The organism is Pantoea sp. NSTU24, from assembly GCF_050157905.1.
Lineage (GTDB): Bacteria > Pseudomonadota > Gammaproteobacteria > Enterobacterales > Enterobacteriaceae > Pantoea.
Window position 1 is genome coordinate 3,261,296 of sequence record NZ_JBKIWZ010000001.1, and the last position, 26,129, is coordinate 3,287,424.

Here is a 26,129-nt window from a genome sequence, read left to right on the forward strand (position 1 = left end):
TCTGACAGGAGATCGACATGGATAATCTGAATCTGAATAAACACATCTCCGGTCAGTTTAATGCCGAGCTGGAGCATATCCGTACCCAGGTGATGATCATGGGCGGCATGGTCGAGCAGCAGCTGACCGATGCCATTACCGCGATGCATAACCTGGACGGCGAACTGGCGCAGCGGGTGATCGACGGTGACCAGAAGGTCAATATGATGGAGGTCGAGATTGATGAGGCGTGCGTGCGCATCATCGCCAAGCGTCAGCCTACCGCGATTGATTTGCGTCTGGTGATGGCGATCATCAAAACCATCTCCGAGCTGGAGCGTATCGGTGACGTGGCGGAAAAGATCAGCCGCACGGCGCTGGAAAAATTTGGTCAGCAGCACCTGCCGCTGCTGGTGAGTCTGGAGTCGCTGGGGCGTCACACCGTGCAGATGCTGCACGATGTGCTGGATGCCTTTGCGCGCATGGATCTCAACGAAGCCATTACCATCTACCGCGAAGATAAGAAGGTGGATAAAGAGTATGAAGGCATTGTGCGTCAGCTGATGACCTATATGATGGAAGATCCGCGAACCATTCCCAGCGTGCTGACGGCCCTGTTCTGTGCCCGCGCCATTGAGCGTATCGGCGATCGCTGTCAGAACATCTGCGAAATCATCTTCTATTTTGTTAAAGGTCAGGATTTCCGGCATGTCGGCGGCGACCGTCTCGACGAGTTGCTCTCAGGTGACGATGGCAGCAACCGACCGTCCTGATAACAGCGATCCCTGCGCCTGTCCGGCGCAGGGATAAGCCTTTTCAATTGGTCACATCCTGAACTCTCTTTATAATTGCGGCACTTTTCTTTCAGAGGTGCGCAATGAACTCCCGTTCTCCCCAATCTGCGCCGGGCGTGTCCCCCGGCAAAGCGATGCTGGCTGCGGTCAGTGGTTATGCCATGGATGGATTTGACCTGCTGATACTCGGCTTTATGCTGCCGGCGATCAGCGTTTCGCTGGCGCTCAATTCCTCACAGGCGGGATCGCTGGTGACCTGGACGCTGATTGGCGCGGTTATCGGTGGCATCGTCTTTGGTCATCTCAGCGATCGTTTTGGTCGCATCCGTATGCTGACCGTCACCATCCTGGTCTTCTCAATCTTTACCGGCCTGTGCGCGGTGGCGCAGGGCTACTGGGATCTGCTTGCCTGGCGGACGCTGGCAGGTGTCGGCCTGGGCGGCGAATTTGGTATCGGCATGGCGCTGATTGCCGAAGCCTGGCCTGTGGAGAAACGCAATCGCGCCTCTGCATGGGTCGGCATAGGCTGGCAGCTGGGGGTACTGATGGCCGCCTTTATCACACCGCCGCTGCTGGCCATGATTGGCTGGCGCGGCATGTTCCTGGTTGGTGTATTGCCTGCGCTGGTGTCGTTTGCCATCCGCCGTGGTATGGGTGAACCGGAGGCGTATCAGAAGCAGGTTAAGCATGTGCCGTCGCTCTCATTTCCGGCGCGCCTGAAGCTGCTGGTGCGCGACCGCGCCACCGCCAAAGCCAGCCTCGGCATTTTTATCCTCTGCTCCGTCCAGAACTTTGGCTACTACGGGCTGATGATCTGGATGCCGAGCTACCTCTCTTCCAGCTTTGGCTTCAGCCTGACAAAGTCGGGTCTCTGGACCGCCGTGACCGTCGTCGGCATGACCTTCGGCATCTGGCTGTTTGGCGTGCTGGCCGATCGCTTTGCACGCTGGAAAATTTTCCTGCTCTATCAGTTCGGCGCGGTGGCGATGGTGGTGATTTATGCGCAGCTCCACGACCCGAATGTGATGCTGTTTACAGGTGCCATCATGGGGATGTTCGTTAACGGCATGATTGGCGGCTACGGTGCACTGATTTCCGATACTTTCCCGCCTCAGGTGCGCGCCACCGCGCAAAACGTGCTGTTTAATCTGGGACGCGGCGTCGGCGGATTTGGCCCGGTGGTAATCGGTCTGCTGGCGAGTCAGTTCTCATTCACGGCGGCCATCACCCTGCTGGCGCTGATCTACCTGCTGGATATTGTGGCGACGCTGTTTCTGTTGCCGAAGAAGCAGGGACAGGACGATACGCTGGGCGCCATTGGCTGATGCTGTCCTGATAACGCGCCGGGAAACCGCATTCCGGCGCGGTCTATTCAGTGAGAGGTTTAGAGAGAGCAGGCGGCCAGGCCGCCTTAAGAGGTCAATGCATCAGCGGCAGGAGCTGCTGATAGAGCGTGGCAAAGGTCGCCCGGCGCGATGCGTAGCCGGTCATCCTGGCCGGATCGGGCTGATGGCGCTGCACCCGCGCCGGTGTCGGTAAGGTCACGCCAGGATCCAGTGCCTGCTGCGCCAGCCGTGCCGCACCCAGCGCAGGGCCAACATCCCCGCCATGGCAGTAATCCAGCGTCTGACCGCTGATATCCGCCAGCATCTGACGCCACAGCGCACTGCGCGCGCCGCCGCCGATTAGCATAATGCTCCCGGGCCTGATGCCGCACTCGTGCACCACGTCAATTCCCTGCGCCAGGGCAAACCCGACCCCTTCCAGTACCGATCGCGCCAGTTCCGGACGCCCATGCTGGTGGGTGAAACCGAAGAAAGCGCCCCGGGCATGAGGATTATTGTGCGGCGTGCGTTCGCCGGAAAGATAGGGCAGAAACCACAGTGCGGGCACGTCATCACGTGCGCGCTCAGCTTCAGCCAGCAGCTCAGGCACATCCCGGCAGCCGGTCAGCGTGGCTGCCCAGTCGAGGCAGGAGGCTGCACTGAGCATCACCGACATCAGATGCCAGCGCTGCGGTAAGGCATGGCAGAAGCTGTGGACCGCGCGCTGCGGATTACTCAGGTAGCCATCACTCACGACAAAATAGACGCCCGACGTGCCCAGCGACAGCATCGCCTGACCCGGCTCCGTCATGCCAACGCCCACCGCACCCGCCGCATTGTCGCCGCCGCCAGCCGCCAGCGGCACCGCCTTCATCTTCCAGCGGGTCGCCAGTTCCGCGTGCAGCCAACCGGTCTGTTCATTACCTTCATAAAGCGTCGGCATCTGATCGCGGCTGAGGCCACAGGCGCGCAGCATCACGTCGCTCCAGTCCCGCTCTGCCACATCCAGCCACATCGTGCCTGCGGCATCGGACATATCGGTGGCGAAATCACCGCTCATTCGCCAGCGCAGATAATCTTTAGGCAGCAGGACATGTGCGATCTGACTGAAGATCGCCGGTTCGTTCTGCTGTACCCACAGCAGCTTGGGTGCCGTAAAGCCGGGCATCATCAGATTACCGGTGATCGCCCGCGAATCCGGCACCCTCTGCTCCAGCTCACGGCACTGCGCCTCGCTGCGTCCATCATTCCAGAGCATGGCCGGCCGCAAAACCCGGTCAGCGCTGTCGAGCAGCGTCGCCCCGTGCATCTGCCCGCTCAGCCCGATGGCCTGCACGGCCTGCAGATTCTGCTGCGCACTCAGCGCCTGCATAGCCGCATCCAGCGCCTGCCACCAGCTTTCGGGATCCTGTTCGCTCCACAAAGGCTGCGGACGCGAAACCTGCAGTGATGCCGTTTCCGTGGCCACCACGTTGCCCTGTGCATCCATCAGCACCACTTTGACGCCGGAGGTGCCTAAATCGATCCCGATAAACATGCTCTGCTCCTGAAGCGTTAAAAATCAAAAAGGTAATGATTCACCAGATTTTCCAGCTGCTCCTGGCGTCCGCTCTGATGCTGCGGATTAAGCTGCTGCTGCTGAGCATGCGCTGCCAGCGCCGCCAGTGAAAACTCCCCTTTCAGAATTTGCTGGCCGAACTCACCATTCCAGCCGCTGTAGCGCTGCGCCACACGTTTATCCAGCTCGCCGTCGCTGATCATGCGGGCCGCCACCTTCAGCGCCAGCGCCATGGTATCCATTGCGCCAATATGACCGTGGAAGAGGTCATATTTGTCAGTACTCTGACGACGCACTTTGGCATCAAAGTTTAAGCCGCCGGTGGTAAAGCCGCCTGCTTTCAGGATTTCATACATTACCAGCGCATTCTCTTCCACGCTGACCGGGAACTGATCGGTGTCCCAGCCGCACTGCGCGTCGCCACGGTTGGCATCCACCGAACCGAAAATACCCAGCGCAATCGCGGTCGCAATTTCATGATGGAAAGCGTGACCGGCCAGGGTGGCGTGGTTCGCCTCCACGTTAACCTTGATCTCTTTCTCCAGCCCGAACTGCTTCAGGAAGCCATAAACCGTAGCGACATCATAGTCATACTGATGTTTGGTTGGCTCCTGCGGTTTTGGCTCAATCAGCAGCGTGCCCTGGAAGCCGATTTTATGTTTGTGCTCCACTACCATCTGCATAAAGCGGCCAATCTGCTCACGCTCCTGACGCAGATCGGTATTCAGCAGGGTTTCATACCCTTCACGGCCGCCCCACAACACATAGTTTTCGCCGCTCAGCGTTTTCGTCGCCTGCATGGCGCTGCAGACCTGCGTCGCGGCCCAGGCAAAGACGTCCGGATCGGGATTGGTGGCGGCGCCGGCGCCGTAGCGCGGATGCGTAAAGCAGTTCGCCGTGCCCCACAACAGTTTCACCCCCGTCTCCTGCTGTTTTTCCAGCAGCGTATCCGTCATGGCGGCGAAATTTTCTTTGTAGCTGCGCAGCGAATCACCCTCCGGCGACACGTCGACATCGTGGAAGCAGTACCAGGGAACATTCAGCTTATAAAAAAACTCAAAGGCGACATCGGCTTTGAACTTTGCCTGTTGCAGTGCATCACCGCTTTTCTGCCAGGGACGGTCAAAGGCACCGACACCAAACATATCCGCGCCGTTCCAGCAGAAGGTGTGCCAGTAACAGGCGGCAAAGCGCAGGTGCTCCGCCATGGTTTTACCGAGGATCACCTCGTCGGGATTGTAGTGGCGAAACGCAAGAGGATGCGTCGACCGGGTGCCTTCATAACGAACCCGATCGATCTGATCGAAATAAGCGTGCATGGTTTGCTCCTTAGCATCAGTACCCGAATGGTCTGCGTTGAAGCCCTATTTGACAGAGGCGGCGGCGACGGCTCAATTACGATATTTCACTCCGGCTTTCAGATAATTATTATTTGTGCGCTGAGTCGCAAAATAAAACTCATTACAGTCGGGGTTTTCTGTTGTCCGAAAAAGATGAAACCTCGATCGCGCTCATAAAAAAAGAAATAAACCAAAAAACGTAATAGCCGGATAAAAATCAGTAATTGCTGTAACCGGAAAAGAAGGGCAACAATTCATTCGCCTGGTTTATCGGCCTGAAATGACAATAGCCTCAACCTACAGGATAACCATAATGAAGATGAAACATGCACTGTTCGCTGTCTGCGCGGCGCTGGCGCTGTTCAGCCAGACCAGCGTGGCAAAAGAAGTGAAAATCGGTATGGCGATTGATGACTTGCGACTGGAACGCTGGCAGAAAGACCGCGATATTTTTGTGAAACAGGCTGAAACGCTGGGCGCTAAAGTGTTTGTCCAGTCAGCCAACGGCAATGAAGAAACGCAGATGTCGCAGATTGAAAATATGATCAACCGCGGTGTCGATGTGCTGGTCATTATTCCCTATAACGGTCAGGTATTGAGTAATGTTGTCGCTGAAGCGAAACGTGAAGGCATTAAAGTACTGGCGTATGACCGCATGATAAATAATGCCGATATTGATTTCTATATCTCTTTCGATAATGAAAAAGTAGGCGAGCTGCAGGCCGAAAGCATTGTGAAACAGGTGCCTAAGGGCAACTATTTTTTAATGGGCGGTTCACCAGTGGATAATAACGCCCACCTGTTCCGTGCCGGGCAGATGAAAGTGTTAAAACCTTATATCGATAGTGGCGCGATTAAAATTGTTGGCGATCAGTGGGTCGATGCCTGGCTGCCGGAAAATGCCCTGAAAATTATGGAAAACGCCCTGACGGCGAACAGTAATCATATCGATGCGGTGGTGGCCTCTAATGATGCCACCGCGGGCGGTGCGATTCAGGCGCTGAGTGCGCAGGGGCTGGCAGGAAAAGTCGCGATTTCCGGCCAGGATGCGGATCTGGCTGCGATTAAGCGCATCAACGCGGGCACCCAGACCATGACGGTGTACAAACCGATCACCGAGCTGGCGACGGAAGCGGCGAAAATCGCGGTCGAGCTGGGCGACGGTAAAACCCCCGCCAGCAACAGCAAACTGAATAATGGGCTTAAAGAGGTGCCGTCACGGCTGCTGAAGCCCATTCCGGTCAATAAAGACAATATTGAAAGCACCGTGGTGAAAGACGGTTTCCACAAACAGAGCGAACTCTGACCGCGCACAGCGTGAGGGAGGACCATCTATGCTGCTGGAAATGAGAAACATCACCAAGCGTTTCGGTGCCGTGAAGGCACTGAATGATGTCAGCCTGCAGCTGGACGCGGGTGAAGTGATGTCGCTGTGCGGGGAGAATGGTTCAGGAAAATCGACGCTGATGAAAATCCTGTGCGGACTCTATCCGCATGGCGATTTTGAGGGGCAGATCCACTTCGCTGGCGACGACATTCAGGCGCAGACCATTCGCGATACCGAGCGCAAAGGCATCGTGATTATTCATCAGGAGCTGGCGCTGGTGCGGCAGCTGACGGTGATGGAGAACATCTTTCTCGGTGCCGAACTCAGTCGTTTCGGCATGGTGGATGATGAAACCATGACCCTGCGTTGCCAGCAGCTGCTGGCGCGGGTCGGACTGAACGTCTCGCCCGCTACCCGGGTCGGTGAGTTAGGCCTGGGCCAGCAGCAGCTGGTGGAAATCGCCCGCGCGCTGAACAAGCAGGTCCGGCTGCTGATCCTGGATGAGCCGACCTCGTCTCTGACGGAGCAGGAAACCGGGGTGCTGCTCGGCATCATCCGTAACCTGCGTGAACATGGCATCGCCTGCATCTACATCTCGCACAAGCTGAATGAAGTACGGGCGATCTCCGACGTTATCTGCGTCATCCGCGACGGCCAGCATATCGCCACCCGACCAGCCGCAGGCCTGAGCGAAGATGACATCATCACCATGATGGTCGGCCGTGAGCTGACCGCGCTCTATCCTCATGCGCCGCATCAGATTGGCGAAGAGATACTGAAGGTCGAAAACCTCACCGCGTGGCATCCGATCAATCGCCATATCCGTCGCGTCAGCAATGTCTCGTTCACGCTCAGGCGCGGTGAAATCCTTGGCATTGCCGGGCTGATGGGCGCAGGCAGGACCGAAACGGTGCAGTGTCTGTCTGGCGTCTGGCCAGGGCGCTGGCAGGGCGATATCTGGATTAATGGCCAACAGGTGAGCATCCCCGATTGTCGCGCCGCCATTGCGCACGGCATCGCCATGGTGCCGGAAGACCGTAAAAAAGATGGCATCGTGCCGCTGATGGCGGTAGGCAAAAACATCACCCTGGCCGCGCTGGACCAGTTCAGTCATCGGCTCTCTACCCTGGATGAAGCGCAGGAGCAGCAGGCGATTAACGATGCCATCAGCCGGCTGCGGGTAAAAACCTCTTCATCAGAACTGCCGATTGGCCGGTTAAGCGGAGGCAATCAGCAGAAAGCGATTCTGGCGAAGTGCCTGCTGCTGAATCCGCAAATCCTGATCCTCGATGAGCCTACACGCGGCATTGACGTGGGTGCGCGCCAGGAGATCTATCTGCTGATTAATACCCTGGTTCAGCAGGGTATTGCGGTGATCGTAATTTCCTCTGAGCTGCCGGAAGTGTTGGGTCTGAGCGACCGGATTCTGGTGATGCATGAAGGGCAGATCAAAGCCGATCTGATTAACGACAATCTGACTCAGGAGCAGGTGATGGAAGCCGCCCTGCGGAGTGAACATTATGCTTAAAAGTGAAAGTACCCCGGGTCGCCTTTCCGGCACGCCGGGCAAGCCGTCACCGGGCAGCGTCACGCTGCCTAACCTGCAGGTTCTGGTGATGCTGGGCGCGATCGTGCTGATTGCGCTGTTCTTTACCTGGACCACCGACGGCGCCTGGCTCAGTGCGCGCAACGTTTCTAACCTGCTGCGCCAGACTGCCATCACCGGCATTCTGGCGGTCGGCATGGTCTTTGTGATTATTTCGGCCGAAATCGACCTCTCTGTGGGATCGATGATGGGGCTGCTGGGCGGGGCGGCCGCTATTTTTGACGTCTGGCTCGGCTGGCCGCTGCCCCTGACCATCGTAGTGACGCTGGTCATGGGGCTGCTGCTGGGCACCTGGAATGGCTGGTGGGTGGCCTACCGTAAAGTGCCCTCGTTTATCGTGACCCTGGCGGGAATGCTGGCCTTCCGTGGTGTGCTGGTCGGCATCACTGATGGCACGACCGTTGCGCCCATCACGCCGGGCATGTCGCAGATTGGCCAGAGCTATCTGCCGGACGGTGTCGGTTTTGGCTTTGGCATCGCCGGTCTGGCGCTGTTTATGCTCTGGCAATGGCGGCTGCGGCTGCGTCGTCAACAGCTTGGGCTGCCACAGGGCGCAGCCAGCGGCGCCGTGGGACGTCAGGCGATCACCGCCATTCTGGTACTGGGTGCCATCTGGCTGCTCAATGACTATCGCGGCGTCCCTACGCCAGTGTTACTGCTGGCCGTGCTGCTGCTGGCGGGCATGTTTATGGCGACCCGCACTGCATTTGGCCGTCGCATCTACGCCATCGGCGGCAACATTGACGCCGCACGGCTGTCAGGCATCAATGTCGCACGTACCAAGCTGGCGGTATTTGCCATCAACGGCGTGATGGTGGCGATCGCCGGTCTGATCCTCAGTTCACGCCTGGGCGCAGGCTCACCGTCGGCGGGTAACATCGCCGAACTGGATGCTATTGCCGCCTGCGTCATTGGCGGAACCAGTCTGGCGGGCGGAGTGGGATCGGTGGCGGGCGCCGTCATGGGTGCTTTCATCATGGCTTCGCTCGACAACGGCATGAGCATGATGGATGTGCCGACTTTCTGGCAGTACATCGTCAAAGGCGCGATCCTGCTGCTGGCGGTCTGGATGGATACGGCAACGCGGCGTCGGGTGTAATCGCGCGGGCGATCACATTGTGGCGCAAACAATTTTTTTGCCCCTTTCAGGCGTGTTATGCAATGCGCTGAGGATTTAAGGGAACGCGCCACCATGCATGATAAACGTTACCGCATTACGCTGCTATTTAATGCCAACAAGGTGTATGACCGTCAGGTTGTCGAGGGCGTCGGAGAGTATCTGCAGGCGTCCCAGACTGACTGGGATATCTTCATCGAAGAAGATTTTCGCTGCCGTATCGACAATATCCGGGAATGGCTGGGCGACGGGGTGATTGCCGATTATGACGACCGCTCTATCGAAACCCTGCTGTCCAGCGTCTCCGTTCCCATTGTTGGCGTCGGCGGATCTTACCATCGGCAGGAAGATTATCCGCCGGTGCACTACATCGCCACGGATAACGCCGCGCTGGTTGAGAAAGCCTTTCTGCATCTGAAAGAGAAGGGCATTAACCGCTTCGCCTTCTACGGCTTGCCGATCTCCAGCGGCAAGCGATGGGCGCAGGAGCGGGAACAGGCGTTCCGCCAGCTGGTGGGACGTGAGCGTTATCAGGGTGTGGTTTATCAGGGAATGGAAACCGCGCCGGATAACTGGCAGCACGCCCAGAACCGGCTGGCGGACTGGCTGCAGACGCTGCCCCCGCAGACCGGCATCATCGCCGTCACGGATGCGCGGGCACGCCACCTGCTCCAGGCCTGTGAGCACCTGAAGATTCCGGTGCCGGAGAAGCTTACGGTGATCGGGATTGATAATGAGGAGCTGACCCGCTATCTGTCGCGGGTGGCGCTCTCTTCGGTAGCCCAGGGCTCGCGGCAGATGGGCTATCAGGCGGCCAAACTGCTGCACCGGCTGCTGGATAAGCAGTCTCTGCCACTTCAGCGTATTCTGGTGCCGCCGGTGAAGGTCATCGCCCGGCGCTCAACTGACTTTCGCTCGCTACGCGATCCGGCGGTGATTCAGGCAATGCACTATATCCGCTTCAACGCCTGCAAGGGGATCAAGGTGGAGCAGGTGCTGGATGCCGTCGGACTGTCGCGTTCCAATCTGGAGAAACGTTTCCGGGATGAAACCGGCGACACCATTCATGCGATGATCCACCGCGAAAAACTGGAAAAAGCGCGCGAACTGCTGGCTTCTTCCTCGCTCAATATCAATGAGATCTCGCAGATGTGCGGCTATCCTTCGCTGCAGTACTTCTACTCGGTGTTCCGCAAAAGCTACGACACCACGCCGAAAGAGTATCGCCAGCATTACGGGGAGAATGTGCTGTAGAAGGCGAAGCCGGATAAATCCGTGCGGTCTGCGCCACTAGAGCAGCCGCTGCTCACTCGCCTCAATCACTGCCAGCGCCAGGCCGTTGGCCGGATCAATGCGGCTCTCAGGAAAGTGCAGCTGCGTGTGTGCCGCAGTAAAAGCCAGCGTGTTGCTCTGGGCCGTTTTGTGCACCGCCTTGCAGAACGTCTCACTGACGTTCCACGGGCAATCGATGATGATGGTCGCCGGGTTGAGCAGCAGCATGATCTGACTCAGCGCGGCACCGAGAAAACCGCCAGCCTGCGTCATCACCTCATCCACCACGCGAACCGCACTGTCGCGGCTCTGCCAGCTCAGGCCAGGCTGGCGCTGCGCCAGCTGCTGGTTGACGGCAGGCTTGCTGATCAGCGCTTCAAGACAGCCGCGGCGGCCGCAGCTGCAACGCGGCCCGCCAGGCTGGACGATCAGATGTCCTGCCTCTCCCGCCGTCCAGCTATGCCCGGTAAACACGTCGCCGTGCTGGATCAGTGCACCGCCAATTCCCTCAGAAATGCGCAGATAAAAGTGGCCGCTCTCTGTCGGTAATCCACACTGTTCCACCGCCAGCAGCGCTGCCGCTTTAACATTATTCATAATGCGAATCGGCAGCTGGATCTGCCGGCGCAGCGAGGTCAGCAGGTCAACATCCTGCCATTCCAGCGGCAAAGAGATATGCATCCAGCCGCGTCGGGGATCGACGATGCCGGGAAAGCCCAGGCCAATGCCAAGCAGGTGGGGATAACGTTCGGTGAGCTGGCGGCAGAGCGTGGCCAGCTCGGCCAGCAGTCGGGTCGGATTGCTGGTATCGGTTCGCAGCGTCTGTTCAGCCAGCACCTGAGAAAAGTAGTCGCACACCCGCCAGTGGATGACGTTGCGTTCCACCATCACACCTGCGCTCTGCAACTTTTCCGGCCGCAGCCTGATACCGATCTTGGGCCGTCCGGCAGCCGCCACGCTGACCGGCCCCAGCTCCTCTATCAGCGCCTGCTCCAGCAGATCATCAATGATTAACGAAACGGTATTCTTACTGAGCGCCAGCGCCTCCGCCAGCTCCTGACGCGACGTGACTCGCTGTTTACGCAACCGGGCCATTACGCGTTTCTGATTATTCAGTCGCAGCAGTGCAGGGCCTTTGCCGTTCGTTTTCATCACGGATTCACCCAACAGAGGAGTAAACATTGAGTTTATCAGCCCCTGCGCGTTCTTCACCCTACACTTTTGCGGGCTGTTTCACACAACACGCGTGCGCCTTGTCGGGAGCGTGACCGCGATCGGATCGCCGGTCAGTCTGGGGCATCCGGCAGATGCGGCTCCCGGTCACCGCGATAAAGCCGCGTTATCCGGCAAAGCGAAGCGTTATCGGCAGGCAATAGCGCGCAACGCGCTGCGCCCCGGCTGAAACCTGCCATAACGCCGGCTGGGATTAATATTCGTCGCCGCGCACCCGGCTGCGATAGCTTTCCCAGTCAAAGCGGACCCACAGGCTATTGCCCAGACGCATACGGTCCATCACGCGTTCACCCAGCAGGGCATTCATACCCGCATGATCAAGGTTGGAGAGCATGCCGGTCGGGCGTTTCGACGAGGAGCGGCGGTCAACGATCTGGTTGATAATCACCTTCTCGTAGCGCGATTCGCTCTGCATACCGATTTCATCGATCACCAGCAGGTCAACACTGCTGAGGTCCTGAATCAGCCGCTCTTCAGTGATGCCGCTGCTGCCGCTGAAGGTGCCTTTCATGCTCGACATCAGGTCGGCGACCGTCACGATCAGGACGCTTTTACCCCGCAGGATCAGGTCATTGCCGATCGCGGCGGCCAGATGGTTTTTACCGGTGCCAGGACGGCCCGAGAAGACGAAGCTGGCGATGCTGCCCTCGAATTCAGCGGCGTACTGACGCGCCAGCTCCAGCGCTTTACGCTGCCCTTCGTTTTCGACCCGGTAATTGTCAAACGAGCAGTTGATATGCAGTTCGCGAATGCCGGAACGGCCCATCACGCGCTGCATTTTCATGGCGCGGTTCTCACGCACAATCGCCTCTGAACGCAGGCGACCCTGCTCCTGGTTCCACGCCAGCAGCTCTTCACCATTGGCGAATTTTGGCCGGGTACCGGCGGGCATCATTTTTTTCAGACGGTTAAAGAGATCGTCGGGCGTTTTCATTATTCACCTCGGAAACCATCGGGAATAGTACGGTCAGGATCGGGCAACTGCGTGATATCACGCTTCGGCTGCCCGCCGCTGGCGACGCGATTCATCTGGATGCTGCGCGCCAGCTTCTGCTGCCACTGCACATGGTGGAACATCCGGCCTTCTGCCTGCCAATAGGCGACAAAGGCCGCCAGCTCGCCGGGCGTCACCGGTTCACTCAGCGCCACGCCCCAGATCGCGGCCTGGCGCGTAAAGTCGGCATCCGGCTGCCAGCCCGGATACATGGCGAACTTCCCGGCCGGTGTGTGAATCGGGGCGGGCGTATCGTCATACAGGCTGTCATCCAGCGCCACATCGTTCGGCTGCCGGGCGGCGGCTTCCAGCGCCAGCAGCTCGGCCAGACGCGCCGGGGTGATGGCATACATCACCGGCGCGTAGTTATCTAACACCGCCAGCGTGCCCTTTTCCGCCTGCTGCAGGGCAGTCAGCGGATCCTGTCGGAAGGCATCCAGGCCAATGAGCGTTGAAGTTAAGATTTTAGCTGACATGAAAAGACCTGAGGTTAACAAACACCTTGCGCCGGGAAACGGTCGCCGGCGCAGAAGGGGTTATTGTACCTTTTTTAACGCGGGGGATCGCTTAAAAAGGGCCGCGATCAGTGTGAGGCGGCCGGAGAGGCGGCATGGCGGGCCGGTGCGGATTCCGCGGCCCGCAGGCGGATGGCGGCGGCGGCCGGACGGGTTTGCCATAAATAGCGAACCGAAGCGAGCCAGCAGAGGCTGTATCCCAGCAGTTCGGTGCCCTCTTCGGCCATGTTTTTTACCACGCGGTTATAATCGCCCAGCATCAGGTGCTGCCACAGCGCATGAATTCCAAACAGCCGTGAGAAGACCAGGACTACCAAAAAGCCGGAGGCCATCACCGGCCAGCTGCGATGCTGCACCAGCGCCGCCAGCCCCTTTACGGTCTGTTTCGGTGTGCGCAGCGCCACGGCCAGTGAGCCTGCCGTCACGGCCAGCGCAAACCAGACCCAGCTGCCGTGCTGAATCGCATCAAACGCGAAATCAAGCTCGCGGATCAGCATGCAGCTGTAGAAACCCGCGACTAAGGTCAGCGCGCCACGCTGACCGGCGCGGCGACGGGCCGCAATGAAAAACAGCGCGGCGATGATCGCCAGCATCAGTTCCTGGGTGGTTTCCGTAAAAGAGGTTTCGTGCAGGGCGTCGTTCATCCAGGCGACATCAACGTAGACAGGTACGATTGTCAGGGCAAGAACCAGAGCGGCCAGCAGGAAGACCACGATTTCGCGGCCAATAATTGTCAAATCGTTGCGCATAATGTTACCGGTATAATGATTAGCGGCCTCATTATATTTTAAACGACCGGTCGCCTTTCTCTTTTTATGCCCCGGTCAGAAGCTGGCACTGAAGCCAACGCTGTAAAGTTGCTGCTCTTCATTATTCAGCGCTTCGCTCTGTGAAAAGGCGGCAAAAGCCGCCAGATTATCATTCAAAGGCAGCTGCGCACCGATGCTCAGATCAAGACCATTGGCCTGATCGGAGCCGGTGGCGGCATCACGTGCACCGCTCTGCGATGCATCCGCAAGGAAATAGTGATAACTCAGCTGCGCCCAGGGCGCTATCCATCCCTGCCGGGAATCGATGCGCCAGCCGACGCTGGCGCTCTGCTCGCGGCTCTGCGGGTCACTGTAGTCGCACTGCAGACAGGTCGCCTGCTGCGGATCAACCGCATACTGCGCCACCGGCCCGGTGGTGACAGAGGCGGAAAGAGGCAGGTCAATGCCAGCCCGATAGCGTTTTCCCAGCGGCGTGCTGCCTGCGCTGCCGGTTTCACTGTGCAGCATGATCGGCGACGCGGTGGGGGAGTTGATTGCAGCCTCAAACAGGGCGCGGCTGTCATCGCTGAAAGCAGGAGGCGTCAGGGCGATTTTCTCAGCCAGTATGGTGTCGTAGTCGGGCAGCAGATCGGTATGTCGGGGCGCAGAAGAGCCGCCGCGGGCAAACGTCGGTTGCGATAAGATTAATAGCCCTACAGCACAGCAGGTCCGCAGACCTTTTCCACCGTTTACTGGCACCCTCTATTCTCCAGGCAGAGCTGAAGTGATTGTCCAACGTTCTGATTAAAATCCGAGCCATCTCTGTTATTTACCCGGTGTTCGTTTAACTATCAACCGATTAATTTTAAGATCAAGCGGACCGCTAAAATATTCTCGTCATAAAGGAACAAAGCGATGCAACGATGTGGTTGGGTAACGCAGGATCCCCTCTATCTGGCTTATCACGACAGGGAGTGGGGCGTGGCGCAGAGAGACAAACGTGCACTGTTTGAAATGCTCTGTCTGGAAGGTCAGCAGGCAGGATTATCCTGGATCACGGTGCTGAAAAAGCGCGAAAACTACCGGAGGGCGTTTCATCAGTTCGATCCGCAGGCCATCGCGCAGATGGATGCGGCTGCAATCGATACGCTGATGCAAAACAGCGGCATTATCCGTCATCCGGGTAAAATTGCGGCCATTATTGCCAATGCCAGGGCGTTTCTTGAGATGGAAGCGAAAGGTGAAGATTTCAGCCACTTCGTATGGCAATTTGTCGATAACGTGCAAATCGTTCATCATCATCCGGACTACCAGCTGGCGCCCACGATGTCAGAGCAGGCTATTGCGCTCTCAAAGGCACTGAAGCAGCGCGGTTTCAAATTCATCGGCCCGACAATTTGCTACGCCTTTATGCAGGCCTGCGGGCTGGTAAACGACCATCAAAGCAACTGTTTCTGCCATCCTGACAACCAGAAGGGCTGATTCCGGATAAATCAGGAATTTTCCGCACTACATTGCCTGGCGACAGGCGGCATAATCGTGCCACTTATGGGAAAGGTTTTCCTGTGTGTCTCGAATGTAAGGGAACAAAAATGCAGAAGAAATTAATTGCCATCACCTTGTTATTAAGCGGCAGTCTGGCCCTGCCTGGCTGTACTACCAATCCTTATACTGGCGAATCTCAGGCGGGTAAGTCAGGCATGGGCGCAGGTCTGGGCGCGTTAGTGGGGGCGGGTGTCGGTGTACTCTCCTCCTCGAAGAAAGATCGTAAAAAAGGAGCGCTGATTGGTGCCGCAGGTGGCGCCGCGCTGGGCGGTGGCATCGGTTACTACATGGATGTGCAGGAAGCCAAACTGCGCGACAAAATGCGTGGTACCGGCGTCAGCGTGACCCGTAACGGCGATAACATCGTCCTGAATATGCCAAATAATGTGACGTTCGACTCCAGCAGCAGCAACCTGAAACCGGCCGGCGCAAACACGCTGACCGGCGTGGCATTAGTGCTGAAAGAGTATCCAAAAACTGCGGTGAATGTTGTGGGTTATACCGACAGCACGGGCAGCCGGGCACTGAACATGCGCCTGTCGCAGCAGCGTGCTGAAAGCGTGGCCAGTGCACTGATCACGCAGGGCGTGGCCAGCGATCGCCTGCGCACTCAGGGCGCAGGCCCGGACAACCCGGTTGCCACCAACAGCACCGAAGCCGGTAAAGCGCAAAACCGTCGCGTTGAGATCACCCTCAGCCCGCTGAGCTGATTGCGGTCGCCCCCGCCCGGGGGCGCTCGCTGTTCTGCTGAACCTGCCGTCAGACGTCGTCGCCTTTCTGTTCAGCAGGACCAGCTGAAACAGGAGTCTGATCGGCTCTGAACGACGTCCCCCGGTTTCCTGCTTTTCGCCACTTTCTATCTTCGGAAACCGTCGCCCGGCGCACGACCTGCTGCTCTTGTGTTCTTCTGTCCGGCTGAACAGGGGCCGGAAAAGGTTATCCGGCTGATGGACTGCATAGTGCCGAAAAGAAGAATGTTGCGGCCTGCCATTTCCGGTGCAGCACTTTTTGCGCCGGGCCAGGCTTGTGCTAGTCTCTGCCTGGTTTCTTATTTTGCAGGATATCTCATGAAAATCAGGCCGCCTCGCGCCACCATCAGCGATGTTGCTCACGCGGCACGAACCGGAAAGACCAGCGTTTCACGCTACCTCAATGGTGAACTGCACCTGTTGTCAGCGGATTTAAAAGCGCGGATTGAACAGGCTATTGCCGATCTCAGCTATCGCCCGAGCCAGATGGCACGCGGCCTGAAGCGCGGTCGTACCCGACTGATTGGACTGATTATTGCTGATATCACCAACCCCTATTCCGTGGATGTGATGAGTGGCATTGAAGCCGCCTGCCGCGAGCAGGGCTTTACCCTGCTGATGTGTAATACCAACAATGAAGTGGATCTGGAACAGCACTATCTGCAATTGCTGAGCAGCTATCAGGTTGAAGGTATTGTGGTTAACGCGGTTGGGATGCGCGAAGAGGTGCTGAACCATCTGCAACAGTCGCTGCTGCCGATGGTCCTGATTGACCGAAAAATCCCCGATTTTCCCTGCGATGTGGTGGGTCTGAATAACGCCGAAGCTGCCGAAACAGCCACGCGGCATCTGGTCGCGAATGGCTATGAGGCGCTGCTGTTTCTCAGCGAGCCGCTGGGCAGCGTCAATACCCGCCGCGAGCGCCTGCAGGCTTTTCGCCAGCTGCTGGGATCGCATCCGCAGGTTGTACATGAAAATGCGGAGGTTCGGCTGCATCAGCCCGCCGCGCTGGACGATGTGCTGCTGACATTCCGGCAGCGTCATGCCGGCAAACGCTGTGCGGTGATGGTCGCCAACGGCGCACTGACGCTGCAGGTGGCGCGCTCGCTGCAACGCCTCAATCTGCACTGGGGCCACGATATCGGTCTGCTTGGGTTTGACGAACTGGAGTGGGCGGCCCTGGCAGGTGTCGGCATTACCACGCTGAAGCAGCCAACCTGGCAGATTGGCTTCAGTGCGCTGGAACGGCTGATTGCGCGCATAGAGGGCAGCGATTTACCAATTGCCGAACAGGTTTTCTCTGGCGAACTGATTGTTCGCGGCTCCAGCCAGCCACTTGTCTGAAATTCAGATTTAACGCCCCCCTTACGTGCTCGCTTCGTGAGCACGATCATAATTTCGCCGTTTGCTCCTTTGCTTTGGAACCGGTTCCATCCAGGATTGTTCTATTCGTTATGGGCAGAATCCTGCCGTGGAGCAGAACATGAAACCTGACATCATTGTGGTGACCGCCGCTTATGGTCATACACAGATCGCCGCGCTCGGCGGCCAGCGTGCGCTACTGCCGATTATCCGGGAGGCGGGCGCGGACGGCGTCGAAATTCGCCGCGAGCTGCTGGATGATGCGGCACTGTCGACGCTGCCATCGCTGGCCAGCGCAATAGCTGAGCATCAGCTGCACACCAGCTATTCGGTACCCGATACCCTGTTTTGTGACGGCGGCGTGATCAATCCGCGCATAACTCACTACGTTGAAGAAGCACGCCAGTTAAAGGCGCAACGCCTGAAACTGGCGCTGGGCGACTTCACCGGCGCGCTGCCCCGCGACACCCTGCAGGCATTGCTGGTCTCGCTGCCGTGTCAGCTGACGATAGAAAACGACCAGACCGAACAGGGCCAGCTGGCCCCGACGGTGGCGTTTTTTACGGCGGTCAGAGAGGCCGGGCTGGCCATTAATATGACCTTCGATATGGGAAACTGGTGCTGGACCGGCGCGGATGCCAGCCAGGCAGCGGCATTGCTGGCCGCGCAGGTGGGCTATGTGCATGTTAAAGCCGCAGTGCCACATCAGAAAAGCTTCCGGGCAATTGCGCTGGATGAGGCTGACGATCACTGGCGTGCCCTGTTGCAACAGCTACCGGCTGCCGCACCGCGCGGCATCGAGTTTCCGCTTGAAGGCGACGATCTGACTGCGGTGACACGTCATTACGTGTCGCTGCTGCGTAACGTGTAAGGAGTGAAGATGACGACGCATCACACTATGCATCACAACGGCCCGCTTGATGTTGTCACGATCGGTGAGGCGATGGCGATGTTCGTCGCCTGTGAAACCGGTGACCTGGCTGCAGCAGAAACCTTTGTGAAACGTGCCGCAGGCGCGGAGCTGAATGTCGCAACCGGCCTGGCCCGTCTTGGCCTGAAAGTCGGCTGGGTCAGCCGCATCGGCGATGACGCCTTTGGCCGGTTTATCTGCCAGCAGCTGGAAAAAGAGGGAATCGATCATGGCCGGGTGACGGTGGATAAGCGCTATCCCACCGGTTTTCAGCTCAAATCCAAAGTTGATGATGGCTCCGATCCGCTGGTGGAGTATTTCCGTAAAGGCTCCGCCGCCAGCCATCTGTCGGTGGAGGATTTCGACGCAGACTATTTTGGCGCGGCGCGACACCTGCACCTGAGCGGCGTCGCGGCGGCGCTGTCAGAGAGTTCGCTGGAGTTGCTGAAGTACACCGCGAAAGAGATGCGCGCGCGTGGCAAAACCATCTCCTTTGATCCTAACCTGCGGCCGGTGCTGTGGCGCAGCGAAGAGGAGATGCGCAAGCAGCTCAATCTGCTGGCAGAGTACGCCGACTGGGTGCTGCCAGGCGAAAAAGAGGGACTGATCCTGACCGGCTATCGTCAGCCGGAAGCGATCGCGGATTTCTATCTCGATAAGGGCGTGAAAGCCGTCGTGATAAAAACCGGCTGTGACGGCGCCTGGTACAAAACGGCCCAGGGTGAACAGGGTCAGGTGGCGGCGGTCAGGGTGGAGAACGTGGTGGACACCGTTGGGGCAGGCGATGGCTTTGCCGTCGGGGTGATCAGTGCCCTGCTGGAAGGTCAGGCGCTGCCGCAGGCGATTCGTCGCGGCAACAAAATTGGTTCGATGGCGATTCAGGTTATTGGTGACAGCGAAGGTCTGCCGACGCGTCAGCAACTGGGCGATGTGTAGTCCGCGCCCCTCTACAGACACAGGAGTTTCCGATGAAAAAGCAGACAATCGCGCCAAAACGCTGGTGGTTCATCATGCCCATCGTGTTTATCACCTACAGCCTGGCCTATCTTGATCGTGCAAACTTTAGCTTCGCTTCGGCGGCCGGGATTAATGACGATCTCGGCATTACCAAAGGGATGTCCTCGCTGCTGGGGGCGCTGTTCTTCCTGGGCTACTTCTTCTTCCAGATCCCGGGGGCGATTTACGCCGAACGCCGCAGCGTTAAAAAACTGATTTTCGGGTGCCTGATTCTGTGGGGCGGCTGCGCCTCGCTGACCGGTGTTGTCAGCAATATTCCGATGCTGGCGGCCATCCGTTTTGTGCTGGGCGTAGTGGAAGCCGCGGTTATGCCCGCGATGCTGATTTACATCAGCAACTGGTTTACCAAATCGGAACGTTCTCGCGCCAATACCTTCCTGATTCTGGGAAATCCGGTCACGGTGCTGTGGATGTCGGTGGTGTCAGGCTATCTGATTGAATCTTTTGGCTGGCGTGAGATGTTTATCATCGAAGGTTTTCCGGCGGTGATCTGGGCGATTGCCTGGTGGTTCCTGGTGCAGGATAAACCCGCGCAGGCGCGCTGGATGAGCGATGCAGAGAAAGCGGCATTGCAGGCTGAACTGCAGAAAGAGCAGGAAAATATTAAAGCGGTGCGCAACTACGGCGAAGCGTTCCGTAACCGCAACGTCATTATCCTCTGCATGCAATATTTTGCCTGGAGCATCGGCGTGTATGGCTTTGTACTGTGGCTGCCGTCGATTCTGCGTAACGGTACGCAGATGGGCATGGTGGAAGCAGGCTGGCTCTCAGCGGTGCCTTATCTGGCGGCAACCATTGCGATGGTGGTCGTTTCCTGGGCGTCAGACAAAACCCAGAACCGTAAGCTGTTCGTCTGGCCGCTGCTGCTGGTGGGTGCGCTGGCGTTCCTTGGCTCGTATCTGGTGGGATCAAACAATTTCTGGTTCTCTTACACCCTGTTAGTGATCGCCGGTGCCGCGATGTATGCGCCTTACGGTCCGTTCTTCGCCATTATTCCTGAGATGTTGCCGCGCAACGTCTCGGGTGGCGCGATGGCGCTGATCAACAGTATGGGGGCGCTGGGGTCATTTATCGGTTCATGGATTGTCGGCTATCTTAATGGTGCGACCGGCAGCCCGGCGGCCTCCTACATTTTTATGGGATCGGCTCTGCTGGTAGCGGTGTGGCTGACGCTGATTGTGAAGCCGGCGCAGAATAAAGCGCCGCCGCTGCAGAGCGCAAAACCGGCCTGAAAGCGTAAACGCTAACGTGTGTGAGTGCAGTCTGCACACTGGCGTAAACGTCAGTCTCAGTTTCTCCGGGCGGCCTGCAAGCCGCCCGCAACTTATTGATCGGGAGCAACCGTATGAAACCCGCTGTAATTCTCTATAAAAAACTGCCTGATGATCTCTATGCCCGTCTGGCCGAACAGTGTGACGTGACGGAAATCAGCGATCTGTCGCCGGAAAACCAGCAGCAACATGCGAAGGCGTTCCGGCAGGCTGAAGGGCTGCTGGGATCGGGCGGTAAAGTGAACGGTGACCTGCTGGCAAAAATGCCGAATCTGCGCGTCTGCTCCAGCGTCTCGGTCGGCTATGACAATTTTGACGTTGAGGCGCTGAACCAGCGTAACGTGGTGCTGATGCATACGCCGACCGTTCTGACCGAAACCGTTGCGGATACCATGATGGCCCTGGTGCTGAGTACGGCGCGCCGCGTGCCGGAGCTGGATGCGTGGGTCAAAGCGGGTCACTGGCAGAAGAGCATCGGGCCGTCGCAGTTCGGCATCGATGTGCATCATAAAACGCTGGGTATTCTCGGCATGGGCCGTATCGGCATGGCGCTGGCACAGCGGGCTCACTTTGGCTTCGGCATGAACATTCTCTATAACGCCCGCCGTGAACATGAAGAGGCGCAGACGCGCTTTGGTGCGCGGCGCTGTGAGCTGGAGGCGCTGCTGAAGGAGAGTGATTTCGTCTGCATCAGCCTGCCGCTGACCCGCGAAACGCACCATCTGATTGGCGCCGACGAACTGGCGCTGATGAAGCCGGATGCGGTGTTGATTAACGCGGGTCGCGGGCCGGTGGTGGATGAGCAGGCGCTGATTGCCGCGCTGCAGGCGGGTAAGTTGCATGCCGCCGGACTGGATGTGTTTGAACAGGAGCCGGTTTCTGCTGACTCGCCACTGCTGTCGCTGCCCAACGTAGTGACCCTGCCGCACATCGGTTCTGCTACGCACGAAACCCGCTACGGCATGATGCAGGATGCGGTGGAAAATCTCATTGCCGCGCTCGGCGGAAGCGTTGAAAAAAACTGTGTTAACCCGCAGGCACTGAAGTAATCCTCACGCCTTTCCATTGCGCCCGCCGATGGCGGGCGTTATGGTGGACCCCCGATTCGCTATCACAAATATTTAACCGCTATGTCCTTTTCTCAGTTCGGCGACAAATTTACCCAACATTCCGGCATCTCACGTCTGATGGAAGATATGGGCGCGGGCCTGCGTACGCCTGGCACCATCATGCTGGGCGGCGGGAATCCGGCGCAGATCCCGGCGATGAACGACTACTTTCAGCAGCTGCTGCAGCAGATGCATGAGGAAGGCAAACTCAGCGAGGCGCTGTGTAACTATGATGGTCCGCGTGGCAAGGCGACGCTACTGGCATCGCTGGCAGAACTGCTGAGCGAGCAGCTTGGCTGGCCGATCACCGCGCAGAATATCGCGCTGACCAACGGCAGCCAGAGCGCCTTCTTCTATCTGTTTAACCTGTTTGCCGGTCGCCGGGCGGATGGCAGCAAAAAGCGGGTACTGTTTCCGCTGGCACCGGAATACCTGGGCTATGCAGATGCCGGTCTGGAAGAGGGACTGTTTGTCTCGGCGAAGCCGAATATTGAGCTGCTGCCGGAAGGTCAGTTTAAATATCATGTCGATTTCGAACATCTGCCGATGAACGACGAGGTCGGGCTGATCTGCGTCTCGCGTCCGACCAACCCCACTGGCAACGTGATCACCGACGATGAGCTGATGCAGCTGGATGCGCTGGCACAGCAGCATGCTGTGCCGCTGCTGATCGACAACGCCTATGGTGTGCCGTTCCCCGGTATTATCTTCAGCGAGGTTCGTCCGCTGTGGAATCCCAACATTATCCTCTGCATGAGCCTGTCGAAACTCGGCCTGCCGGGCGCGCGCTGCGGCATCATCATCGCTGACGAAAAGACCATTTCTGCACTGAGTAACATGAACGGCATCATCAGCCTGGCACCAGGCAGTATCGGTCCTGCCATCGCTCACGAGATGATCGGTCGTGGCGATCTGTTACGTTTTTCAGAAGAGGTGATTAAGCCGTTCTATCAGCAGAAGGTACAGCAGACCCTTGCGATCCTGCGACGCTATCTGCCGGAAGACCGCTGCCTGATCCACAAGCCGGAAGGGGCGATTTTCCTCTGGCTCTGGTTCCGCGATCTGCCGATCACAACCGAAACCCTCTATCAGCGCCTTAAAGCGCGTGGTGTGCTGATGGTGCCGGGCCACTTTTTCTTCCCGGGGCTGGAGCAGGCGTGGCCGCACACCCATCAGTGTATGCGGATGAATTATGTGCCGGACGCGGAGAACATCGAGCGGGCAGTGCAGATTCTGGCGGAAGAGGTCGACATCGCCTGGCGCGACAGCTAATCCTGCGGCTCGCGTAACGACAGCTGGCACCACTGTGCCAGCTGCTGAATCGCCTGTTCCACCTCCCGGTTCCAGCCGAAACCGGCATTGAGCCGGAAGCAGTGGTCGTAACGCGCATCGGTGGCGAAAATGTGTCCCGGCGCAATGCCGATCCCCGCATTGCGCGCTTTCAGAAACAGCTCACGAACGTTCAGGGCCTGCCGGGGCATCTCAACCCACAGCACGTATCCTCCCTCCGGATCGGATACCCGTGTTCCCGCCGGAAACTCCCGCAGCACCGACTGCCGCATCTCATGGATTTGCCGCGCCAGTTCGCGCCGCAGCTTGCGCAGGTGAGCGTCATAGCCGCCGCTGCGCAGCAGCTCCGCCACCGCCGCCTGCGACAGCACCGAGGTGCCCATGGTTGAGGTGTATTTCAGCGAGGCGATTTTTCGCATGTAGTTGACGCTGTGAACCCAGCCGATACGGATACCGGGCGCCACGGTTTTCGAGAAGCCGCTGCAGAGAATCGCGTTGGGGCTGAACGCGCGCATGGGAAAGGGACGGCGCTCGCCAAAGGCGGTATCACCAAAGATATCATCCTCAATGATCACCACATCATTTTCATCGGCCTGACGGGCAATATAGGCTTTTTGCTCGTTGGGAATGCTCTTTCCCAGCGGGTTGTTGACGTTGCAGAGGGTGAGAAAGATCCGCACCGCCCGGCGCTGAAACAGCCCGGTCAGCTTCGCGACATTGATGTATCCCTCCGGTCCGGCTTCTACTTCGATCACCCGCAGATTGAGGTTATGCAGCATCTGCAGCAGCACAAAATAGCAGGGAGACTCTACCGCTACGACATCGCCCGGCTGAGTGGTCGCCCGCAGCGACAGTGAGATCGCCTCGATGCAGCCATTAGTGATCAGAATATCGTCGGCGCTGATATTGCAGCCGTAATCGACCGCGCGGCGGGCAATTTCCATTTTCAGCGGGGCATAACCGGTGCCCTTGACCGTATTGCCGAGCAGGGCCGGTTTGCTGTAGCCCATCTGACGCATCAGCAGGCCGATACGCCTGACCGGATAAAGTGCGCTGTCGCCGTTAGCCAGATCGAGCCGCACCCGGCAGTCTGAGCCGAGCATCGCCAGATGCAGTTCGGTCTGCTCATCGAGCGGAGCGATAGCGTGAGGCTGTTCGCTGACGGCGGGCAGCTGACGCGCCAGGGGTCGCTCCGGGGCCACGAAGAAGCCCGATTTAGGACGGGCGACGGCGTAACGCTCATCTTCCAGCGTGCGCAGGGTTTTCAGCGCGGTGGTCAGGCTGACATTGTACTGCGTTGCCAGCGTACGCACCGACGGCAGACGACTGTCGGGCGCCAGCGAACCGGCATGAATGGCCTGTTTAATCTGTTCGGCTATCTGGCGGTAACGACTGCGCTGACTCTCCTGTTCCCCGACAACATCGGCCATCTGTTCCACCCCATATCGCGCTGATCTGTGCATATTCAACAGAGTACATTCAAAGTACTTTAGGCTGCATCTCTTAATTATTCATGACGCTAACCAGTCCGGTGACGCCGCCCGCCGCCGGGCTCAGGCCACCGCATGGTGCCGTTTACCTGAGGGAAATGTGAGAAATGAATAATCTGCCCATCATGATGAAGGAGATTGAGGCCTGGCTGTCACCCGCCATGATTGCGTCGGCGCAGCGCTGTGCGGCCCGCCTGCTGGCGGTGTTACCCCGGACGCAACAGCCTGAGGAGAACCGCGTGCTGCTCGCCTATGGCGGAGGAAAAGACAGCAGCTACATGGTGGCTTGGGTGCGCTACATCCAGGGGCTGATCTGGCAGCAGCAGGGCAGTACCTTCTCGCTGCGTGTCAGCACCAATCGTCATGCGGGGATGAACCAGAGCGTGATGGAGAATATCGACCGCGTTTATCAGGCGCTGGCCATGCACGACGATGAACGGGTGGAGTGTCTGGTGGTGGATGGCCTGCTGATCCGGCCTTTTGCCCGCGACCTGCCGATGCCGGAGAGCGTGCGACAGCAGAATCGCAACGATGTGCTGATGAATGGCCACCGGTTTCGTGCGGATGCCCGTTCGACCTTCTGCAACGCCTGCAATCTCAGCATGATGAACTCCTTTGGCCTGGCGGCGGACTACAACGGCGGCGTGGATCTGATTATTACCGGCGACTCACCGCAGGAGCAGGCTGCCTATGTAGCCTGGGCGCGCCATCTCTCACGCCTGTTTGATGCCCCGGTGGCGGACAAAAGCCGGGGTTTCAGCGGGTTTCTGCAGACGCTGGACGGCGTTGCCGGACGCTATTTCAGTGACGTGTATGGCGCCGATCAGCTGACGCCCGCGCACCGCATCACCCATCAGCTGGCGCGCAATCCGCTGTTTTTCAATATCTATCAGGACACCGCCTATGAGGCGGGCGCGCACTGGGCGCTGCTCAGCGAATTTATGGGATTCCGGTTTGATGCGCTGATGTTCAGTTTTTCCGAGTCCGACTGCGGTAACCCGACGCTGATGGCGCACCTGCGCGGTCTGCGGGCAGAGACGCTGCTGCAGCGCAGCTATGCCGAAGGGATCCGTGAATATGTCCGTTTTGCGCTGGCGCTGATGGTGAAGAAAGATTTTCCGCCCGCGCTCATCGACGAGATGGCGGCGCGCTATCAGGATGAGGCCGCTATCGAGCAGCAGCGGCAGCGCGCGGCAGACTTTGCGCTGGCGGCATTTGGTCTGCGCGAAGAGCAGCTGATCTGCTTGATTTACTCCCCCTTTCTCGGGCAGGGAATGCAACTTGGACAGTGGCTGGTGCAGCAGCAGATTCTGCTCGATGAAGCGGCAATCCGCGACCTGCTTGATCAGCGCAGCGAAGATCGGGCACTGGCACAGCAGTTAACGCAGCTCTCCGGCATGACGCTGACACAGATGCGGCACTGCTGGCAGAGCAGGCCAGTCAGCTCGCTGCTGGAGGGAAAAAGTGACGATCCGCTGTCGCGCGTCCTGCGCTTTGATCCTCACAAGGCGGTGATCCAGGTCAGTAACGGTGTGCTGAACGACATCGTGACGGAAATTATTTCCGGGCGTTAACCC

General features: G+C 58.4%; 24 protein-coding genes. 16 read left to right on the forward strand and 8 right to left on the reverse strand.

From position 1 onward, the window contains the following. Nucleotides 1–17 precede the first annotated feature (17 nt). Both phoU and ACLHDD_RS15570 read left to right on the forward strand, forming a co-directional pair. Entirely contained in the window at nucleotides 18–752 is a 735-nt protein-coding gene (phoU, locus tag ACLHDD_RS15565; protein ID WP_009088225.1) for a phosphate signaling complex protein PhoU, read from the forward strand. 104 nt (nucleotides 753–856) lie between these two features. Beyond that, nucleotides 857–2,098, forward strand: a complete 1,242-nt coding sequence (locus tag ACLHDD_RS15570; protein WP_427104793.1) for an MFS transporter — start codon at nucleotides 857–859, stop codon at nucleotides 2,096–2,098. A 94-nt stretch (nucleotides 2,099–2,192) separates the two neighbouring features. On the opposite strand, the gene xylB is transcribed toward ACLHDD_RS15570, so the two are convergent. Next, entirely contained in the window at nucleotides 2,193–3,635 is a 1,443-nt protein-coding gene (gene xylB / locus ACLHDD_RS15575; protein ID WP_427104794.1) for a xylulokinase, read from the reverse strand. Between the two features lie 17 nt (nucleotides 3,636–3,652). Continuing rightward, nucleotides 3,653–4,975, reverse strand: coding sequence for a xylose isomerase (gene xylA / locus ACLHDD_RS15580; protein WP_427104795.1), 1,323 nt, complete (start codon nucleotides 4,973–4,975; stop codon nucleotides 3,653–3,655). 334 nt (nucleotides 4,976–5,309) lie between these two features. Between xylA and xylF the strand changes: the two genes are divergently transcribed. From xylF to xylR, 4 genes are all read left to right on the forward strand, one after another. After that, nucleotides 5,310–6,302, forward strand: a complete 993-nt coding sequence (gene xylF / locus ACLHDD_RS15585; RefSeq protein WP_427104796.1) for a D-xylose ABC transporter substrate-binding protein — start codon at nucleotides 5,310–5,312, stop codon at nucleotides 6,300–6,302. A 28-nt stretch (nucleotides 6,303–6,330) separates the two neighbouring features. After that, nucleotides 6,331–7,851, forward strand: a complete 1,521-nt coding sequence (locus ACLHDD_RS15590; RefSeq protein WP_427104797.1) for a xylose ABC transporter ATP-binding protein — start codon at nucleotides 6,331–6,333, stop codon at nucleotides 7,849–7,851. Continuing rightward, the gene (gene xylH / locus ACLHDD_RS15595) at nucleotides 7,844–9,028 is read left to right on the forward strand and encodes a xylose ABC transporter permease XylH (RefSeq protein WP_427104798.1); all 1,185 of its coding nucleotides are present in this window, start codon (nucleotides 7,844–7,846) and stop codon (nucleotides 9,026–9,028) included. The genes ACLHDD_RS15590 and xylH overlap by 8 nt, the downstream gene beginning before the upstream one ends. Nucleotides 9,029–9,121: 93 nt before the next feature. Beyond that, complete coding sequence (gene xylR / locus ACLHDD_RS15600; protein WP_427104799.1) at nucleotides 9,122–10,300, forward strand: D-xylose utilization transcriptional activator XylR; 1,179 nt, start codon at nucleotides 9,122–9,124, stop codon at nucleotides 10,298–10,300. A 36-nt stretch (nucleotides 10,301–10,336) separates the two neighbouring features. Here xylR and ACLHDD_RS15605 read toward each other — a convergent pair whose 3' ends face one another. Then, on the reverse strand, nucleotides 10,337–11,470 hold the full coding sequence (locus tag ACLHDD_RS15605; protein ID WP_427105221.1) for an ROK family protein: 1,134 nt from the start codon (nucleotides 11,468–11,470) through the stop codon (nucleotides 10,337–10,339). 112 nt (nucleotides 11,471–11,582) lie between these two features. Here ACLHDD_RS15605 and ACLHDD_RS15610 point away from each other — a divergent pair, with 112 nt between their 5' ends. Beyond that, the gene (locus ACLHDD_RS15610; RefSeq protein ID WP_427104800.1) at nucleotides 11,583–11,720 is read left to right on the forward strand and encodes a hypothetical protein; all 138 of its coding nucleotides are present in this window, start codon (nucleotides 11,583–11,585) and stop codon (nucleotides 11,718–11,720) included. A 24-nt stretch (nucleotides 11,721–11,744) separates the two neighbouring features. On the opposite strand, the gene dnaC is transcribed toward ACLHDD_RS15610, so the two are convergent. The 4 genes from dnaC to ACLHDD_RS15630 form a co-directional block, all read right to left on the reverse strand. Then, nucleotides 11,745–12,485 carry a DNA replication protein DnaC gene (gene dnaC, locus ACLHDD_RS15615; protein ID WP_427104801.1) on the reverse strand — a complete coding sequence of 247 codons (741 nt, stop codon included), beginning with the start codon at nucleotides 12,483–12,485 and terminating at the stop codon, nucleotides 11,745–11,747. Continuing rightward, entirely contained in the window at nucleotides 12,485–13,021 is a 537-nt protein-coding gene (gene dnaT / locus ACLHDD_RS15620) for a primosomal protein DnaT (RefSeq protein ID WP_313656102.1), read from the reverse strand. The genes dnaC and dnaT overlap by 1 nt, the downstream gene beginning before the upstream one ends. A gap of 107 nt (nucleotides 13,022–13,128) precedes the next feature. Next, nucleotides 13,129–13,809 (reverse strand): hypothetical protein, encoded by a 681-nt coding sequence (locus ACLHDD_RS15625; protein WP_128084238.1) that lies wholly within the window; start codon nucleotides 13,807–13,809, stop codon nucleotides 13,129–13,131. 75 nt (nucleotides 13,810–13,884) lie between these two features. Beyond that, the gene (locus ACLHDD_RS15630) at nucleotides 13,885–14,568 is read right to left on the reverse strand and encodes an autotransporter (RefSeq protein ID WP_427104802.1); all 684 of its coding nucleotides are present in this window, start codon (nucleotides 14,566–14,568) and stop codon (nucleotides 13,885–13,887) included. Nucleotides 14,569–14,724: 156 nt separating this feature from the next. Here ACLHDD_RS15630 and ACLHDD_RS15635 point away from each other — a divergent pair, with 156 nt between their 5' ends. The 8 genes from ACLHDD_RS15635 (at nucleotide 14,725) to ACLHDD_RS15670 (ending at nucleotide 23,044) form a co-directional block, all read left to right on the forward strand. Continuing rightward, on the forward strand, nucleotides 14,725–15,291 hold the full coding sequence (locus ACLHDD_RS15635; protein WP_427104803.1) for a DNA-3-methyladenine glycosylase I: 567 nt from the start codon (nucleotides 14,725–14,727) through the stop codon (nucleotides 15,289–15,291). A gap of 110 nt (nucleotides 15,292–15,401) precedes the next feature. Continuing rightward, complete coding sequence (locus ACLHDD_RS15640; protein ID WP_427104804.1) at nucleotides 15,402–16,064, forward strand: OmpA family lipoprotein; 663 nt, start codon at nucleotides 15,402–15,404, stop codon at nucleotides 16,062–16,064. Between the two features lie 357 nt (nucleotides 16,065–16,421). Further along, complete coding sequence (locus tag ACLHDD_RS15645; RefSeq protein WP_427104805.1) at nucleotides 16,422–17,447, forward strand: LacI family DNA-binding transcriptional regulator; 1,026 nt, start codon at nucleotides 16,422–16,424, stop codon at nucleotides 17,445–17,447. A 139-nt stretch (nucleotides 17,448–17,586) separates the two neighbouring features. Then, a complete protein-coding gene (locus tag ACLHDD_RS15650; RefSeq protein ID WP_427104806.1) occupies nucleotides 17,587–18,336 on the forward strand; it encodes a sugar phosphate isomerase/epimerase in 750 nt (249 codons plus the stop codon). Between the two features lie 9 nt (nucleotides 18,337–18,345). Then, on the forward strand, nucleotides 18,346–19,311 hold the full coding sequence (locus ACLHDD_RS15655) for a sugar kinase (RefSeq protein ID WP_427104807.1): 966 nt from the start codon (nucleotides 18,346–18,348) through the stop codon (nucleotides 19,309–19,311). 32 nt (nucleotides 19,312–19,343) lie between these two features. Beyond that, nucleotides 19,344–20,624 (forward strand): MFS transporter, encoded by a 1,281-nt coding sequence (locus ACLHDD_RS15660; RefSeq protein WP_427104808.1) that lies wholly within the window; start codon nucleotides 19,344–19,346, stop codon nucleotides 20,622–20,624. A gap of 113 nt (nucleotides 20,625–20,737) precedes the next feature. After that, nucleotides 20,738–21,712: a glyoxylate/hydroxypyruvate reductase GhrB gene (gene ghrB / locus ACLHDD_RS15665; RefSeq protein ID WP_427104809.1), complete on the forward strand. Its 975-nt coding sequence runs from the start codon at nucleotides 20,738–20,740 to the stop codon at nucleotides 21,710–21,712. Nucleotides 21,713–21,793: 81 nt separating this feature from the next. Further along, nucleotides 21,794–23,044, forward strand: coding sequence for a valine--pyruvate transaminase (locus ACLHDD_RS15670; RefSeq protein WP_427104810.1), 1,251 nt, complete (start codon nucleotides 21,794–21,796; stop codon nucleotides 23,042–23,044). Here the strand turns inward: ACLHDD_RS15670 and ACLHDD_RS15675 are convergent. Continuing rightward, on the reverse strand, nucleotides 23,041–24,492 hold the full coding sequence (locus ACLHDD_RS15675; protein WP_427104811.1) for a PLP-dependent aminotransferase family protein: 1,452 nt from the start codon (nucleotides 24,490–24,492) through the stop codon (nucleotides 23,041–23,043). The two genes, ACLHDD_RS15670 and ACLHDD_RS15675, sit on opposite strands and share 4 nt — an antisense overlap. Nucleotides 24,493–24,659: 167 nt before the next feature. On the opposite strand from ACLHDD_RS15675, the gene ACLHDD_RS15680 reads away from it, so the two are divergent. Further along, nucleotides 24,660–26,126 carry a hypothetical protein gene (locus ACLHDD_RS15680; RefSeq protein WP_427104812.1) on the forward strand — a complete coding sequence of 489 codons (1,467 nt, stop codon included), beginning with the start codon at nucleotides 24,660–24,662 and terminating at the stop codon, nucleotides 26,124–26,126. Nucleotides 26,127–26,129 lie beyond the last annotated feature (3 nt).

Bases quoted from the DNA above. Each gene is read 5' to 3' on its own strand.
- ACLHDD_RS15675 (WP_427104811.1), bottom strand. From the start codon at position 24,492: ATGGCCGATGTTGTCGGGGAACAGGAGAGTCAGCGCAGTCGTTACCGC.
- ACLHDD_RS15655 (WP_427104807.1), top strand. From the start codon at position 18,346: ATGACGACGCATCACACTATGCATCACAACGGCCCGCTTGATGTTGTC.
- ACLHDD_RS15605 (WP_427105221.1), bottom strand. From the start codon at position 11,470: ATGAAAACGAACGGCAAAGGCCCTGCACTGCTGCGACTGAATAATCAG.
- ACLHDD_RS15590 (WP_427104797.1), top strand. From the start codon at position 6,331: ATGCTGCTGGAAATGAGAAACATCACCAAGCGTTTCGGTGCCGTGAAG.
- ACLHDD_RS15650 (WP_427104806.1), top strand. From the start codon at position 17,587: ATGAAACCTGACATCATTGTGGTGACCGCCGCTTATGGTCATACACAG.
- ACLHDD_RS15645 (WP_427104805.1), top strand. From the start codon at position 16,422: ATGAAAATCAGGCCGCCTCGCGCCACCATCAGCGATGTTGCTCACGCG.
- xylH (WP_427104798.1), top strand. From the start codon at position 7,844: ATGCTTAAAAGTGAAAGTACCCCGGGTCGCCTTTCCGGCACGCCGGGC.
- xylR (WP_427104799.1), top strand. From the start codon at position 9,122: ATGCATGATAAACGTTACCGCATTACGCTGCTATTTAATGCCAACAAG.
- ACLHDD_RS15660 (WP_427104808.1), top strand. From the start codon at position 19,344: ATGAAAAAGCAGACAATCGCGCCAAAACGCTGGTGGTTCATCATGCCC.
- phoU (WP_009088225.1), top strand. From the start codon at position 18: ATGGATAATCTGAATCTGAATAAACACATCTCCGGTCAGTTTAATGCC.
- ACLHDD_RS15680 (WP_427104812.1), top strand. From the start codon at position 24,660: ATGAATAATCTGCCCATCATGATGAAGGAGATTGAGGCCTGGCTGTCA.
- xylB (WP_427104794.1), bottom strand. From the start codon at position 3,635: ATGTTTATCGGGATCGATTTAGGCACCTCCGGCGTCAAAGTGGTGCTG.
- ghrB (WP_427104809.1), top strand. From the start codon at position 20,738: ATGAAACCCGCTGTAATTCTCTATAAAAAACTGCCTGATGATCTCTAT.
- ACLHDD_RS15635 (WP_427104803.1), top strand. From the start codon at position 14,725: ATGCAACGATGTGGTTGGGTAACGCAGGATCCCCTCTATCTGGCTTAT.
- dnaT (WP_313656102.1), bottom strand. From the start codon at position 13,021: ATGTCAGCTAAAATCTTAACTTCAACGCTCATTGGCCTGGATGCCTTC.
- xylF (WP_427104796.1), top strand. From the start codon at position 5,310: ATGAAGATGAAACATGCACTGTTCGCTGTCTGCGCGGCGCTGGCGCTG.
- ACLHDD_RS15625 (WP_128084238.1), bottom strand. From the start codon at position 13,809: ATGCGCAACGATTTGACAATTATTGGCCGCGAAATCGTGGTCTTCCTG.
- dnaC (WP_427104801.1), bottom strand. From the start codon at position 12,485: ATGAAAACGCCCGACGATCTCTTTAACCGTCTGAAAAAAATGATGCCC.
- ACLHDD_RS15670 (WP_427104810.1), top strand. From the start codon at position 21,794: ATGTCCTTTTCTCAGTTCGGCGACAAATTTACCCAACATTCCGGCATC.
- ACLHDD_RS15640 (WP_427104804.1), top strand. From the start codon at position 15,402: ATGCAGAAGAAATTAATTGCCATCACCTTGTTATTAAGCGGCAGTCTG.
- xylA (WP_427104795.1), bottom strand. From the start codon at position 4,975: ATGCACGCTTATTTCGATCAGATCGATCGGGTTCGTTATGAAGGCACC.
- ACLHDD_RS15570 (WP_427104793.1), top strand. From the start codon at position 857: ATGAACTCCCGTTCTCCCCAATCTGCGCCGGGCGTGTCCCCCGGCAAA.